We start from the raw sequence: 15,861 nt of genomic DNA, 5'->3' as shown, positions 1-15,861 counted from the left end.
AGATGTCCAAATTCAAATTTCTCCTCTTTGCGTTATCGGTCTTTTATTGCAGCAGATCTATTGCCCAGACCAATCCTATGGCCCAAATTATGCAGCATTATCAAACCGATAAAACCCTGCTCCATAATTTCTACACTGTTGAGACCTCACCAGAATCACGGGCAAGATTCAAAGCGCTGGCCGAGGACTACCTGCAAAAGATCAATAAAGAAGACTTCAACCAATTCAATACCGGAGCAAAGGCAGATTATCTCCTGTTCAGCAGAGACTTAAAAGAGCAGATTTTCCAGATCGGCAAAGCGGAAGAAGCTTATGAAAAACTCAAAAATCGCTTTCCTTTTGCAGACCAGATCTACCAATTGGAAAAACAATGCAGAAGAGGAACCACTTCAGAACCAGAAAAAACAGCTGCACAATTGAATGAGGTCAGTAAACAACTAAAAGAACTGATCCAGGAACTACCCTCCAGCACAAAATTCAGTCCTTCAGAAGCACTTGAAGCTTACAAAACAGGAAGAGACCTTCTGCAAGCAGGGAAAAAAGTATTTGACTTCTATAACCAGTATGACCCAATGTTTAGCTGGTGGGTGCCAGTAACCTATAAACAAACCGACAGCCTGCTCCGCGTATACACAACTGCACTTTCCAAAAATACTCTACAGGAAAGTAAAGCCGGCTCCGACCCCAGCCTTCAGGGCATTCCTGCTGGCAGAGCCGAGATCCTAAGAAAACTGGACATGGAAATGATCCCCTACAGTCCGGAAGAATTGATCACCATGGCGACCAGAGAACTAGAATGGTGTGACAAGGAAATGCTAAAGGCCACTGCAGAAATGGGCTTAAAAAACGACTGGCAGTCTGCCATGGAGAAGGTTAAAAATACTTATGTTGCACCGGGAAAACAACCAGAATTGATCGTTAAACTTTACAACGAAGCCCTGGACTTCATCAAATCTAAAGACCTGATCACGATTCCCCCTCTTGCCGAAGAAACCTGGGGTATGATCATGATGACACCAGAAAGACAGCTGGTGAATCCTTTTTTTACCGGCGGAAGTGAAATCAGTATCTCCTATCCAACAAACGGTATGAATTATGAAGACAAGATGATGAGCATGCGCGGAAACAACCCTTATTTTTCCAGGGGTACCGTACAACATGAACTGATTCCAGGTCACAATCTACAGTATTTTATGATGAGTCGCTACAATACCCATCGCAATTACGACACCCCGTTCTGGATGGAGGGATGGGCTCTGTACTGGGAACTCCTCCTCTACGATATGAATTTTGCCAAAACACCAGAAGAGAGAATCGGTATGCTTTTCTGGAGAAAACACCGCTGTGCGAGGATCATTTTCTCCTTAAACTATCAACTGGGCAAATGGACACCGGCGACATGTATCGACTTCCTGGTAGATCGTGTTGGACATGAGCGGGCCAATGCCGAAGGAGAAGTGAGAAGATCTATTGCTCCCTGGACAGATCCACTGTACCAAGTTGGTTACCTTACTGGAGGACTGCAGGTCATGGCCCTAAAAAAAGAACTGGTAGACAGTGGAAAGATGACCTACAAAGAATTCCACGACTCCTTTATCAAAGAAAACAGTATGCCTATAGAGATGATCCGGGCCATCCTTACCCATCAAAACCTCACCAAAGATTTTAAAACCAACTGGAGATTTTATAAACTATGACCTATACGGAAAAACTACAGGCCATTCGGAATCAAATGAAAATAGAGGGGATCGATGTTTATCTGATCCCCTCTTCTGATCCCTATCAAAATGAATACCTTCCCGAGCATTATCGGTGCATCGCATTTGCCTCGGGCTTCACCGGCAGTGCAGGCGCTTTGGTCATTACCCAGGACTTTGCCGGGCTCTGGACAGATTCCAGGTATTTCATCCAGGCAGAGCAGCAGCTGAAAAACAGCAGCTACCAACTGGTTAAACTCCATATACCACATACTCCTGAATACATTAAATGGATCCCTAAAAGCTCCAAAGTTGGCTGTATAGAAGAACTGCTTTCCGTTGTTTTACTAGAGCAATTGCAGGCCAGCGGTTTTAATCCTATTGCAGCAGACCTGATCTCCTCCATCTGGAACAACAGACCACCACTACCTGCCAACTCAGCCTTTCTATTAAAAGATCAATATTCCGGGCAATCTGCATCGGAAAAGCTAAACCAGCTTCGCAAACAACTTGAACAACTAAACACTGATGCCATACTCCTTTCTGCACTGGATGAAATTGCCTGGCTTTTCAACCTTCGTGGCAACGACATTAAATGCAATCCGCTGACCCTGGCTTATGCACTTGTTACACCAGAATATGCCTATCTGTTTATTAACCAAGAAAAACTTAGCAGAAATGATCAGGAACATCTCCGACATCACCACATCACAATTGCAAACAACCAAGACATCATTGCAACTTTAAAACTTCTCCCGGCAGGTTCCAGTCTGTTTATCGACCCCAAAAGAACGAATGCAAAGCTATTCAACAATATCCCAGTTTCAGTTAAAATCCGTCAAGGCATTAGCCTAGTATCACACCTAAAATCTATAAAAAACAACACGGAGATCAACAATTTCAAACAGGCAATGATTAAAGACGGTGTTGCTTTGACCCGTTTTATGAAATGGTTGAAAGAAAACCTCGGTAAAATGACCATTACCGAATTATCTGCCGCCAAACGCCTCGAACAATTCAGGGCCGAACAAGAAGGGTTTACAGGCCCCAGCTTTGATACGATATCTGGCTATGCGGCAAATGCAGCACTCCCCCATTATACTCCAAATGAGCAGAGTGACCTGACCTTACAACAAAAAGGACTTTATCTGATCGACTCCGGCGGCCAGTATTACCAAGGCACAACAGATGTGACCAGAATGCTCATTTTAGGTCCATTAACAACACAGGAAAAAGAAGACTATACTTTAGTTCTCAAAGCACTTATAGAGGGAACCATTGCCCAATATCCAACAGGAACCCGCGGCTACCAGCTGGACGCCATTATCAGAAAGCCCCTCTGGGACGAGCGTATCAATTACGGACACGGTACCGGACATGGCGTAGGTAGTTTTCTGAATGTACATGAAGGGCCGCAATCAATCAGTCCAAACAACCTGGATGTAGATTTTAAAGCCGGTATGATTACTTCCATAGAGCCGGGTATATACCGCCCAGGCCATCACGGCGTCAGGATTGAAAACCTGGTCCTCACGGTTCCTGCCGGAGAAACGGAATTTGGTTCTTTTCTAGGCTCAGAAACATTGACACTTGCCGTGATTGATCCAAAAGGGGTTCTTCCGGAACTGCTGGAACATCGTCACCTGCAATGGCTGGAAGCATACAACAATTACGTCATTGAAACGCTTGGTCCCTTTTTAAGTCCGTCCGAAAATAATTGGTTGAAAGAGGAATGTAAGTTAAATAGGAATGTAAGCTAGGGTAAAAAATAGATGTACTCTTCGAGGACTGGACTCCTTGCCCCGCTGCGCTCTTGTGGCAAGGCGCCCTGAGGTCCTCTCCTTTGTAACATCTATTTTTTCATGGCGCTTAGCATGGAGGGGGGATATCCGTGCATGATGCATAGGCAAATAACCATTTTTTTCATTTTGATACGTTACATATTAGCGTTATTCCATATAGATTTAATAATATTCCATATTATCCGCTTTGCCGGATAAGCACCCAAACTAAGCGCCCAGAAAAGTCAATATATTCAGAGAGGACCTCAGGGCGCCTTGCCACAAGAGCGAAGCGGGGCAAGGAGTCCAGTCCTCGAAGAGTATATTGACTTTTATAAAAAGCTTAGCCCTTTTTGGGCCTGATGAGGTAATAAATTGGAATCCCTATCGCTGTAATAATCAATCCCGGCCAGGTAAACTTCGGCTTAAACACAATCAGCAAAACACAAAAAGCCAATCCCATCAAAATGTACAAAACCGGCAAAACAGGATAACCAATTACCTTATACGGCCTCGGCAAATCCGGCCGCTTCTTACGAAGCAACACAATTCCAAAAATCGTGAGCATATAAAACCCAACCACCACAAAAGAGATCATGTCCAACAAATCCCCATATTTCCCGCTAAAACACCACAAACAAGCAAATACACACTGAAACCAAAGCGCATAAGACGGCACCGCATTCTTATTCAGCGTACCCACAGATTTAAAGAATAAACCATCCTTAGCCATGGTATGGTAAACCCTTGCACCAGCCATGATCAAGCCATTATTACAACCAAACGTTGAAATCATGATCATCAATGCAATGATCACTGTACCCGAATTTCCAAAAATCACATGAGAAGCCGTGATCGCCACCCGGTCCTTATCCGCAGAAGCAATTTCATGTAAAGAAAGCACCCCTGTATACATGAAATTCGTAGCCACGTAAATGATCGTCACAATCATGGTTCCCAGGAAAAGACTCAACCCAATATTGCGTTTCGGGTTCTTCACCTCGCCCGCAATAAACGTCACATTATGCCAGGAATCACTGCTAAAAATAGACCCCACCATAGCGGCTGCAACAGCACCCAATGCAGGAATAAAAGTATAACCCTCTGTTACTCCCGAAGGCAGCAGTTTATGCATCTCCCAGGCCTTGCTCCAATTGGCCTGTAAGATATCAGATTTTGCAGCAATGAAACCAAATAAGATCAAACCACCCAGACTCAGGAGTTTAACTACAGTAAAACTGGTCTGGATATTCTTACCGCTCTTCACCCCCGCCGTGTTCAGAAAGGTTAGAAAAATCACTACACCAACTGCCAGAATCTGCGCAGGGGAAATACGTACAAGAACCAGATCTGCAAAAACCAGATCCTCACTGAACTGCGGAAAAATATAAGCTGTAAATTTAGCAAAGGCCACACCAACAGCCGCAATAGTTGCCGTCTGGATCACTGCAAAAAAACTCCAGCCATAGAGAAAGCTCACTAAGGGATTATAGGCTTCACGTAGGTATACATACTGCCCTCCGGCCTTAGGAAACATTGCACTCAGTTCAGCATAACAAAGCGCAGCAGCCAGGGTCATAAACCCTGTAATAAGCCAAACAGCGATAAGCCAGCCAGAACTACCCACATTACGTACAATATCTGCACTTACAATAAAAATACCAGAACCGATCATACTTCCGGCAACCAGCATGGTCGCATCTGTCAGGGAAAGAGAAGGCTTAAAGGCAGTCGTAGAATCACTCATAGAAGGTTTGCTTTTTTTGGTTTAGGTTTGTTCAACTTCGTTAAAAGCTGAAGCTTAAACCAAAAATAGCAGATTCACAGGGTGGCACTTTCCCGTTATTGATCAATAATGATCCAAAATTACCAGGAAAATTCAGTATTGTCCCATATAGCCTCGCGGCGATTTACCGGTAATAGATTTAAATACCCGGTTAAAGTTTGTGATGCTATTGAACCCGCAACTGTAAGCTACAGAAGCAATGCCATTATGAATCCCGCTGGTTAACATTTTACAAGCCTCATTGATCCTCACCTTATTCAAAAAGCTCACCAGCGTATAACGTGTGTGTTTTTTGAAATAGCGGCAAAAAGCATGAGGTGTCATACAAGCCTGCTCAGCCACTTCCTCCAGAGTCAGCGCACGGCTGTAGTTCTGAATGATATAATTATAAATCGAAGCAATCCGCATTCCCTCATTATCGTTGATGGAACGAGGAAAAGAGCTCACTGTTAAAGGGCTCAGATCTTTCAAACTACTGAGCGATTTAAGCAATTGCAAGAATTGCATCAGCTGATCAATCCCCTCCGAATGCAGGATACTTAAAATCCTTCCGGAGATATCAGAATACATATGAGGAGGCACCTTAAAACCACTTTCAAAATCCTTCAGGAAATTGCTCACTATTTTCATTTCCGGCAGATCAAACAAACTCGAGAGCTTATCTTTGGGATTAAAAAAGATGGTTACCGCTTTGATCTTCTTCTTGCTGTCGGGTGCAAAATACTCCGGTTCACTTTTGAATAAATGCGGCATGTTGGCGCCAAAAAGATAAATCTCCCCAGACCGAAAGATATGCATGTTCATACCTGCTACCAAAGTGCCTTCGCCCTCCTGCACCCAGGTCAGCTGTATTTCCTGATGACGGTGGAGAAAGGTATAGAAGTAAGGCAACTCTTCCAACTGGACCATAATGGTCTTGTTCGGAGAAACGGGTATCGTAAATGGTAAAACCTTCATGTATATCTAATTGAAATTAAATATACATGAATTCTATAATAAATCACAAAATAATAATCATTTTGACGTTTATTATTTCTAACAAGATATTACCCCTATAAATAACGGTTCACCGAAAAAGGGGTAATATTGATAGAATTTATCCCTTCGTCCAACACTTCCTGCACCAGTTTTCCTGTAGCCGGCCCAAGGCTTAAGCCCATCATACCATGCCCGGTAGCAATCACCAGATTGCCCAGTTTAGCACTTGAACCAATATAAGGCAGGCCATCTGGCGAACAAGGTCTGAAACCAAACCAGATGTCTTTATCTTCCGGAAGCGCTGGCCGGATACCGGGAAAATATCTGGGAATAGATTCCACAATCCCTTTCACCCGGTTCCTGTTGATCCGGTTGTTGATCTGATCAATCTCCATAGTTCCCCCGAAGCGGATCTGTTCTCCCATAGGTGTAACTGCAACTTTAGCTTCACAAAGCAAGGCTGCGATATGCATATTCTTCTGTACATCATCTACCATAAAAGAATAGCCTTTGCCTGGCATCAAAGGAATATTTAACCCGGCCTGTTTTGCAATACCAGGCGACCATGAACCGCCGGCCAACACATAGCGATCTGCAACATGCTCCTTTCCACCTGCAGTTAAACTACTGATCTTTCCATCTGTTTTTGCAATATGGGTCACTTCGTGGTTTCTTTTGATCTGTACCCCCTGTCCTTCTAAATAGCGTGTCAGCATTGGCAGCAGAACATTTGGACTGAGATGAGCATCACAGCGGTAATGCACACCGCCCATCACGTCCAGCTCCAGGTCCGGTTGTAAGGCCCTGCATTCCTCAGGAGAAAGATCAACAACATCCAATCCCAGCTTTCTAGCTTCTTTAGACATCGCCAACTCCTCCTCTCCGGCATGACCAGTTTTAAATAGCATCAGGATACCATTTTCCTGCAAACCAAAATCCCCAAGAGCTATAGCCAGTTCCTGGTATAAATGTTTACTAAGTAATGAAATATCAATTAAAGGCTGGGCAGAATTGTCCAGATGCCGTTGATTGGCACTTTTCAGAAATTTTAATCCCCAGGAGATCAATGCCGGGTTCAAAGAGGGCTTCACATAAAAAGGACTTTTGCTGTTGAACATCCAGCGCAGGCCTTTTTCAACCATGCCCGGAGCGGCAAGCGGAACAAAATGACTGGGAACAATCATCCCGGCATTTCCAAAAGAACAATTGTCTGTCAGTTCTCCTTTATCCAAAACAGTGACTTCCCAGCCAGATTTATGGAGGTAATAGGCCGAGCTCAGCCCGATAATCCCACCTCCGATGATGATAACTTTTCCCATTAAGGTTTAAATGATAATGTGGTTGAAACTTCGTTTAATTTAGAGTACCTGGAATCCTTTTGCATAGGGATCATCGTCATCGATTTTGATGGTATTGTATCCATAAACCTTAGCCCAGCCTTGAATACTTGGAATAATAGCGGTTATCCCTTTTAAGTCTACCACATCCTCTACCCGGCCAATAAATTTACTTCCAATAATACTTTCATGAATAAAAGAGTCTCCTTTGTTCAGTTTTCCTTTAGCATGCCATTGGGCCATTCTTGCAGAAGTTCCGGTACCACAGGGTGAACGGTCAATCGCTTTATCTCCATAAAAAACCGCATTTCTTGCCGTAGAACTTGGATCCATGGTATCTCCGGCCCAAAGAATATGGGTACAGTCCTTAATGGTTGGATTTTCCGGATGTACAAAACTGTATAGCTCATTGATCCTTTTTCTGATCACCCGGCTCCAGGAAATCAGCTGATCTGCAGCATACTGATCAATGCCCCTATAATTTTCCTGCGGATCTATAATCGCATAAAAATTACCACCATAAGCGACATCGAAAGTCAGTGTTCCCAGATCCGGACATTCTACCGTCAGATCTGAAGCCGCCAGGTAAGAGGCCACGTTACGAAGCTTTACATGGCTCACTTTATTATTTTCGGCGGCATATTCTATATGAACCAGCCCTGCAGGAGCCTCCATCTTCACCACTCCCGGTGTTTTAGGAATGATCAGCCCTTCTTCAATGGCAATGGTAATGGTTCCAATGGTACCATGCCCGCACATCGGTAAACAACCACTGGTTTCTATAAATAAAACAGCCACATCGTTTTCAGGATCATGCGGAGGATAGAGAATACTACCCGACATCATGTCATGACCCCGGGGTTCATACATCAAGCCCTGCCTGATCCAGTCATATTCATTCAAAAAATGCTGTCTTTTCTCACTCATATTCGCACCGCTGAGATTTGGCCCTCCACCAGCCACCAGCCGTACAGGATTTCCGCAAGTATGTGCATCAACACAAAAAAAGGTCTTTACTGCCATTATCTTTTTATTTAGTCATTTGGTTATTTACGATCCTCCAGATGCCCAGAGGGTTTCCAATTTTCAGTTCATCAGGCAACAATAAAACCGGCCAGTTTTGCCAACTCAGCGGCCTTACAAACCTTTTGATCGCCATAGAACCCACAGAGGTAAACCTGCTGTCACTGCTGGCGGGAAAAGGTCCGCCATGCTGCATAGCCGCGCAAACTTCTACACCCGTAGGAACACCGTTCATCAATACCCGGCCTGCCTGCAACAATGCCTGATCCAGAAGATCCGGATAAGATTCCAGTTCCGAAGCCTCGGCCATAACAGATAGGGTCAATTGCCCCCCTGCTGCTTTCAGCACCTGCAGTAATTCGGCTTCCGTATCCGCAACCACCAGCAAAGACCAGGGGCCAAAAACTTCCTCTTTCAAAGCCGGATTGTTCAGAAAATGCTGTGCCTGTACCTGAGCAATCACCGTTCTGGCCTGATTCGCTTTTCCAGCATCCGCATCCCCCGCCTGCACTAAAAGCTGCACGCCCTGCTCCTTCAATACTTTTTCAGTTCCCGCCGAAAAGTGCTTAAATATACCGGAAGTCAGCATCGTTGAAGCAGTTAGTCCGGACGCTGTTTCAATCAATTTTTCTTTAAACCGATCCAAACCTGTGCCTTTTAGAGCCAAAAGCAGGCCTGGATTGGTGCAAAACTGTCCGGCACCCATAGAAATTGAGCCGGCATACTGAACTGCCATTTCCTCTGCCCTTTTCTCCAGTGCTTGCGGCAACAACAATACCGGATTGATACTACCCATTTCTGCAAATACAGGAATAGGTATCTCCCGTTCCCCTGCCAGACGGATCAAAGCCATTCCACCTTTAAAAGACCCCGTAAAGGCAACTGCTGTTACTTTCGGATGTTTCACCAGCCCGGCACCAATTTCATAGCCCTGGTCAAACAACAAAGAAAAAACACCCTCAGGAAGGCCATGATCTTTTGCCGCTTTAACAATGGCCTGACCAACCAGAGCACTTGTTCCCGGATGTGCCGGATGTGCCTTCACGATAACAGGGCAACCCGCGGCCAGTGCAGAGACTGTATCGCCGCCTGCAACAGAAAAAGCCAATGGAAAATTACTGGCACCAAAAACCACAACCGGTCCCAAAGGCACCAGCATCCGTCTAATGTCGGGTCTTGGTACAGGCTGGCGCTCAGGAAGCGCGGAATCAATCACAGCCTCTACCCAAGAGCCCTCTTCTACAAGATCGGCAAAAAGATTCAACTGTGCTGTTGTCCTTCCTCTTTCTCCCAGAATCCTGGCTTCAGGTAAACCACTCTCTGCACAGGCCCTTTCAATCAGTTCTGGGCCCAGGGCCATAATTTCCTCTCCGATAGACCGCAAAAAAGCTGCCTTTCTGCTCTTATCCATTTTCCTGTACAGCCTAAACGCCTCATCAGCCTTCAATACAGCTCTATCTACATCAGCTAACGCTGCAGGATAAAAATCACCCTCCAGTAAAGATTCAGAAAGCGGGTTTACAGCCTTAAAAGCTGTAATTCCCGCTGGTACATATTCATAACCAATAATATTTCTTCCGTCCATGATGTTTTATTATACTGCTTTCAATACGCCCCAGCTTCCTTCAGGAAGTTCCGGTCTAATCGCTAAAGCATCATCAATTACCTTTTGAATACGTTCACGTTCCGCACCTTTAAGAACCAAACGCGGCGAACGCACATATTCAGTTCCGGTACCTGTGGCTACTTCTGCCAATTTAATATATTGTACCAGTTTTGGATGGATGTCCAGATCCAGTAAAGGCATGAACCAGCGATAAATCTGTATGGCCTCTTCATGACGTCCTTCTTTTGCCAGGCGAAAAATAGCCACGGTTTCTTTAGGAAAGGCGTCCACTAATCCAGCTACCCACCCATGCGCTCCAATCAGGATACTTTCCAGGGCCAAAGGGTCAACACCAGTCAGGATCTTAAAACGATCCCCAAAACGATTCAGCATACGGGTTACATTTCCCACATCTCTGGTAGACTCTTTAACCGCCTGGATATTTGGATATTTTTTCAACTGTTCAAACATATCCAGGGTAACATGGATTTTATAGTCTACCGGGTTGTTATAGATCATAATTGGAAGTGAAGTACTCTCCGCAACCGCTGAAAAAAAGGCAACGGTTTCCTCTTCTGCTGCTAAATAGCGAAGCGGTGGGAGAAGCATCAGGCCATCCACACCAAGTTCTGCTGCTTTCTGTGCCTGGTGAACAGCAACTTTTGTAGATTGTTCAGCAATGTTAAAAATTACAGGCACTCTTCCAGCAACTTTTGCCACTGTAGCAGCGGTCAGTTTAAATTTCTCCTCTTCAGTTAATGTACTGGCTTCTCCAAGAGAACCACCCAGTACAATCCCATTTACACCAGCTTCCAGTTGAGCTTCTATTCCTGCCATACAGGCGTCCATATCCAATTCTTCCTCTGCTGTAAATTTAGTTGTGACAGCAGGGAACACCCCGTACCAAAAATCTTTATTCATATATATTCAATTTTTAATTCAAATTTAAAACCTAATAAAATGGCTTATTACCAGAAAATTACCGCATACTGGCTTTATATTAACACGTAAATCTCAGTCAGCCTTCAATTTCTTCAATCCTTTTGCTTAATGGTGTTCCCAGTAAACGATTACTGTTTGAGGTGATCAGGAAATCCTCCTCTACGCGGATGCCACCAAAATCTTTATAGGCCTCTACCGCAGCATAATTAATAAAATCCGAATGCTTACCAGTAGCTTTCCACTCTTCAATCAGTTGAGGAATAAAATAGATACCAGGTTCTACGGTAAGCACGAAATTCTGTTCTAGAGCTCTTCCAAGCCTCAGGGACTTTAATCCAAATTCAGTACTCTTTTGTAAGTCTGGCGTATAGCCAACATATTGTTCTCCCAGATTTTCCATATCATGCACATCCAGTCCCATCATATGGCCTAAACCGCACTGAAAAAACAAAGCATGTGCGCCCTGTGCCACAGCTTCCTTTGGGTCTCCTTTCATCAAACCAATGGCTTTCAATCCTGAAGCCAATTGTTCACAAGCCAACAGGTGTACCTCTTTAAAGAGTATACCTGGCTTCAATGCAGCAATGGCCCTTTCATGTGCATTCAACACAATGCTATAAATCTCTTTCTGGCGCGGTGTAAAGGCACCGCTCACAGGAAAAGTCCGGGTCAGGTCGCCTGCATAATGCATCTGATTTTCAGCACCACAATCGCAAAGCACCATTTGCCCATTCTGGAGCACCTGACGACTAGCATGATTGTGCAAAAACTGCCCGTTCACCGTCAGTATAGTTGGAAAAGCAAGATTCCCACCTTCCGAAACAGCTATGGCCTGCAGCTGTGCTGCAATTTCAGATTCCCGAATCCCGGGCCGGGCAAGTTCCATTGCTTTTTTTTGCATGGCCACACTCACCCCAATAGCCTGCTCAATTTGAATAATCTCCTCCGCTTGCTTATAAGACCTTTGCAATACAACAGCCTGTATCAGTTCTACAGAAGGCTTTTCAGTGATCTCCCAGCTCTGCAACAACACCTGTACATCTGCACGGTAAGGCGGCAAATAATGAATGGTGGAACCACCTTTCAGCGTATCCTTAAGCGAAGAAAGGCGGCGAACCTGCTCCACTCCAGATTTCTCTGCCATAGAAAGCAACGAAGGTACAGGCCCGGTCCAAACTGTATCTTCCAGACTTTGCTCCTCTCCGTAAACATATTCCTTACCCCTGTCCAGATCCATCACGAATACCAGGTCTGGCAAATCAATTCCGGTATAATATAAAAAGGTACTGTCTTGTCTAAACGGATAATGATTGTCTCTGTAATTCATCCCTTGTTCCCGGTTGCCGAGTAAAAGAATAATGCCTTTCCCGATATGACTGGCCAGTATTCTTCTTCTTTGAACATATATATCTTTTGAAAACATAATTCAAAATTATTCTAATAAAAGCACCATATCAGCAGGATATTAACCTATACCAACAATATATTCGCCAAAATGGGAGAAAATCATACTCTTCAACATTCAATAGACTGAACAAGCAAGAAACAAAAACCCTCTTTTCCTTCCTAAAACAATTTCCTTGAAAACAACAGGTGTCTTAACCAGCTAAAAAGTTGCCGATATGTGCTAAAATCCGAAGAAAACATGTTATCTGGCACAAGTAACTTTAATTTCTCCTTTCGCCATACTGCGAAAAACAATAACCAACCTAACACAACAACACTATGACACTAACCAAAAACCACATGAACGACACCATCAAAAGATACCTTTCTCTTTTGATGCTCTGTTTAATTTACCAGGTTTCCGCTGCCCAGAGCAACCTGAACATTAAAGGAAAGGTACGGGATGCTATGGATAACACGCCACTGATTGGCGTTTCTGTTAAAGAAAAAGGCACTGCCAATGGTACCCTGGCAGACAACAATGGAAACTATAGCCTGAAAGTGAGTCGTACCGATGCCACACTGATTGTTACGTATATAGGTTATACGCAACTGGAAGTGCCCGTAAATGTCCGGCAGGAAATCAATATCCTGCTTCAGCCCGAATCAAAAGGTCTGAACGAAGTAGTCGTGGTGGGCTACGGTACGCAGAAAAGAGGAGAAGTGACCAGTTCAATTGCCACCGTCAAGGCAGAAGACTTTACCAAAGGTACGGTTAGAGATGCAGGCCAGCTGATCCAGGGAAAAGTGGCGGGTTTAAGGATTACAACTCCTTCGGGAGACCCAACAGGTGGTACGCAGATTAATCTTCGGGGATTGAATTCTCTTAACGGCACCTCGGAACCTCTGATTTTAATTGATGGTATTCCTGGTTCGCTAAATACCGTTGCACCAGAAGACATCGAAGCCATAGACGTTTTAAAAGACGGTTCTGCAGCTGCAATTTATGGAACCAGGGCAACTGGTGGTGTCATCTTAATCACGACCAGGAAAAACCCTACCGGATCCAAATCAACTATTGAATACACCAATTATGTGAATATCCAAAAGATCGTTAAAAAACCTGATATGCTCACCGCCGATGATTATCGCCGGCTGATCAGCCAGGGGGTTAAATACACTGATTATGGGGGCAATACCAACTGGCTGGACGAAATCTTACAAAATCCGGTAAGCCAGAACCATAACCTAAGCCTGTTTGGCGGAAATTCTACCACCAATTTCAGTGGTTCGGTAAACTACAGAGATTGGGAAGGTCTATTTCTAAAGACCGGACAGAAACGTTTAACTGTACGCGCAGCGTTAAACCATTCCATGTTCGACGATAAACTCAAAACTAATATCACCGTCATCAATCGCAGCATCACCTCTTCACAGGGTGGAGCAGATGGTTACGCCTATCGTCAGGCCATTATCCGCAATCCAACCGATAATATTTATAATGACAAAGGTAAATGGCAGGAACGGGATATCTATTTCTATGACAACCCTTTATCCAGGATAAATGAAGCCACCAACGACGCCAGACTCAGGGAAACCCGTATTAGCGGAAGCTTGGATTACCGTCCGATCAAAGACCTGAGCATCAAATTGCTGGCTTCCAATATTCAAACCAATAACCTGTACGGAAGCAGTACCACCTTTGAGCACGTGAACACCACCAAATCAAAACTCAATGGTACAGCCTCCCGTTCCACCACTGCTGCCACAGAAAATCTGGTCGAATTTACAACCAATTACACCAAAAGCATAGGCCATCACAACTTTAGCATTCTTGGAGGATACAGCTGGCAGGATGCCGTTAATGAAAACTTCTATGCTTATAATTTTGACTTCCCTACAGACGCCTATAGTTACAATAACCTCCAAACCGGTGCTGCTCTAAAAGAAGGAAAAGCGGATATGACCAGCAATAAAAATAAATGGCAGCTGGCTGGTTTTTTCAGCAGATTAACCTATAACTGGAATGAAAAATATCTGTTTATGGCCAGCATCAGGAGAGAAGGCTCTTCCAAATTTGGAGCCAATTATCATTGGGGTTCATTTCCGGCAGCTTCAGTGGGTTGGCGTGTAAGCAAGGAAGATTTTATGAAAGCCGTCCCTGAAATTTCCGATTTAAAATTAAGGGCAGGATATGGTGTAACCGGAACGATCGCCAGTGATCCTTATAACTCACAGACCAGTTATAAATATGACTATGCAGAAGGCGCCTATATTGATGGCAAATGGGTACCTGGTTTTGTTCCTGCCAGAAATTTCAATCCCGATCTTCGCTGGGAAAAAAAGACAGAGTATAATGCAGGGATAGACTTTGGTTTATTCAAAAACAGAATTACCGGATCGTTGGATTATTACACCAGGACGGTAGATGACCTCCTGTACAATTTTGCTGTACCAACCCCTCCGTTCCTAACCGGGAACATGCTGCTCAATGCCGGAACCATGAAAAACTCAGGCTTTGAAGCCTTGATCAATGTAAAGGCAGTAGATACCAAACTCTTAAAATGGAATTCCAGCATTACCTATTCCACCAATAAAAACAAACTGGTCAATTTATCCAATGATAAATTCGATGTCACTATAGATTTCATCAATGCAGGATACACCGGTGAACCGATACAAACCTATACCCACCGTGTAAAAGTTGGTGGCCCGATAGGTCAGTTTTTCGTACTTAAAAGCGTAGGTGTAGACGACAACGGAAAATGGCTGGTAGAAAGTAAAGACGGTAAGGTCATCCCCATCTCCCAGTCCAGCGATGACGACCGACAGTACTATGGAAATGGCATACCTAAATACCTGCTGGGCTGGAACAATACCTTTAAGATCAAAAACTTTGATTTCGAAGTGAATGTTAGAGGCGCTTTTGGCCATGATGTACTGAACATGCAGCGGATGTATTATGAAAACCCGGTAAACAAAGCTTACAATGCTTTAAAAACCGCTTACGATCCTAAATACGGAAAAACGCTGAACAGCGACCTTGTTTATGTAAGTGACTATATTGAAAAATCGGATTATGTTAAAATTGACAACGTCACCCTAGGTTATACCTTTTCCGATAAACTGATTAAAGGCATCAGGAACCTCAGAATATATGTTTCTGCATTGAACCTGTTTACCATTACCAAATACAAAGGCCTGGATCCGGAAGCCGTAAGTTATACCGGCGATTTCAGCTTTGCTCCTGGTATTGAAAACAGAGATACTTATCCAACCACAAGAACGTTCACTGCAGGCCTTAACGTCTCCTTTTAAGCTTTAA

Annotated in this window: 10 protein-coding genes; 3 read left to right on the top strand and 7 right to left on the bottom strand. The window is 44.1% G+C overall.

Annotated features, from left to right (window positions below; translation table 11 throughout):
• Positions 1–2: 2 nt before the first annotated feature.
• Positions 3–1,697, top strand: coding sequence for a DUF885 family protein (locus tag R2S08_RS08015; protein WP_316834674.1), 1,695 nt, complete (start codon positions 3–5; stop codon positions 1,695–1,697).
• On the top strand, positions 1,694–3,457 hold the full coding sequence (locus tag R2S08_RS08010; protein ID WP_316834673.1) for an aminopeptidase P family protein: 1,764 nt from the start codon (positions 1,694–1,696) through the stop codon (positions 3,455–3,457). The genes R2S08_RS08015 and R2S08_RS08010 overlap by 4 nt, the downstream gene beginning before the upstream one ends.
• Before the next feature lie 364 nt (positions 3,458–3,821).
• Here the strand turns inward: R2S08_RS08010 and R2S08_RS08005 are convergent, their stop codons facing one another.
• The 7 genes from R2S08_RS08005 to R2S08_RS07975 form a co-directional block, all read right to left on the bottom strand.
• Positions 3,822–5,225 carry an APC family permease gene (locus tag R2S08_RS08005; protein WP_316834672.1) on the bottom strand — a complete coding sequence of 468 codons (1,404 nt, stop codon included), beginning with the start codon at positions 5,223–5,225 and terminating at the stop codon, positions 3,822–3,824.
• A gap of 132 nt (positions 5,226–5,357) precedes the next feature.
• Positions 5,358–6,221 (bottom strand): AraC family transcriptional regulator, encoded by an 864-nt coding sequence (locus tag R2S08_RS08000; protein WP_316834671.1) that lies wholly within the window; start codon positions 6,219–6,221, stop codon positions 5,358–5,360.
• Between the two features lie 95 nt (positions 6,222–6,316).
• Complete coding sequence (locus R2S08_RS07995) at positions 6,317–7,561, bottom strand: NAD(P)/FAD-dependent oxidoreductase (protein ID WP_316834669.1); 1,245 nt, start codon at positions 7,559–7,561, stop codon at positions 6,317–6,319.
• Positions 7,562–7,600: 39 nt separating this feature from the next.
• Positions 7,601–8,602: a 4-hydroxyproline epimerase gene (locus tag R2S08_RS07990; protein WP_316834668.1), complete on the bottom strand. Its 1,002-nt coding sequence runs from the start codon at positions 8,600–8,602 to the stop codon at positions 7,601–7,603.
• A gap of 7 nt (positions 8,603–8,609) precedes the next feature.
• Complete coding sequence (locus R2S08_RS07985) at positions 8,610–10,187, bottom strand: aldehyde dehydrogenase (NADP(+)) (RefSeq protein ID WP_316834667.1); 1,578 nt, start codon at positions 10,185–10,187, stop codon at positions 8,610–8,612.
• Between the two features lie 9 nt (positions 10,188–10,196).
• A complete protein-coding gene (locus R2S08_RS07980; RefSeq protein ID WP_316834666.1) occupies positions 10,197–11,129 on the bottom strand; it encodes a dihydrodipicolinate synthase family protein in 933 nt (310 codons plus the stop codon).
• A 97-nt stretch (positions 11,130–11,226) separates the two neighbouring features.
• Positions 11,227–12,573 (bottom strand): aminopeptidase P family protein, encoded by a 1,347-nt coding sequence (locus R2S08_RS07975; RefSeq protein WP_316834665.1) that lies wholly within the window; start codon positions 12,571–12,573, stop codon positions 11,227–11,229.
• Between the two features lie 302 nt (positions 12,574–12,875).
• On the opposite strand from R2S08_RS07975, the gene R2S08_RS07970 reads away from it, so the two are divergent.
• On the top strand, positions 12,876–15,854 hold the full coding sequence (locus tag R2S08_RS07970; protein ID WP_316834664.1) for a SusC/RagA family TonB-linked outer membrane protein: 2,979 nt from the start codon (positions 12,876–12,878) through the stop codon (positions 15,852–15,854).
• Positions 15,855–15,861 lie beyond the last annotated feature (7 nt).

Origin of the sequence: Pedobacter nutrimenti (assembly GCF_032678445.1) — a bacterium.
GTDB lineage: Bacteria > Bacteroidota > Bacteroidia > Sphingobacteriales > Sphingobacteriaceae > Pedobacter > Pedobacter nutrimenti_A.
The sequence above is the reverse complement of the archived record's forward strand: the minus strand, read 5'-3'. Positions and strand labels throughout refer to the sequence as shown.

Coding starts and splice junctions, on each gene's coding strand:
- R2S08_RS07985 (WP_316834667.1), bottom strand. CDS start 10,187: ATGGACGGAAGAAATATTATTGGTTATGAATATGTACCAGCGGGAATT.
- R2S08_RS08010 (WP_316834673.1), top strand. CDS start 1,694: ATGACCTATACGGAAAAACTACAGGCCATTCGGAATCAAATGAAAATA.
- R2S08_RS08000 (WP_316834671.1), bottom strand. CDS start 6,221: ATGAAGGTTTTACCATTTACGATACCCGTTTCTCCGAACAAGACCATT.
- R2S08_RS07980 (WP_316834666.1), bottom strand. CDS start 11,129: ATGAATAAAGATTTTTGGTACGGGGTGTTCCCTGCTGTCACAACTAAA.
- R2S08_RS07990 (WP_316834668.1), bottom strand. CDS start 8,602: ATGGCAGTAAAGACCTTTTTTTGTGTTGATGCACATACTTGCGGAAAT.
- R2S08_RS07970 (WP_316834664.1), top strand. CDS start 12,876: ATGACACTAACCAAAAACCACATGAACGACACCATCAAAAGATACCTT.
- R2S08_RS07995 (WP_316834669.1), bottom strand. CDS start 7,561: ATGGGAAAAGTTATCATCATCGGAGGTGGGATTATCGGGCTGAGCTCG.
- R2S08_RS08005 (WP_316834672.1), bottom strand. CDS start 5,225: ATGAGTGATTCTACGACTGCCTTTAAGCCTTCTCTTTCCCTGACAGAT.
- R2S08_RS07975 (WP_316834665.1), bottom strand. CDS start 12,573: ATGTTTTCAAAAGATATATATGTTCAAAGAAGAAGAATACTGGCCAGT.
- R2S08_RS08015 (WP_316834674.1), top strand. CDS start 3: ATGTCCAAATTCAAATTTCTCCTCTTTGCGTTATCGGTCTTTTATTGC.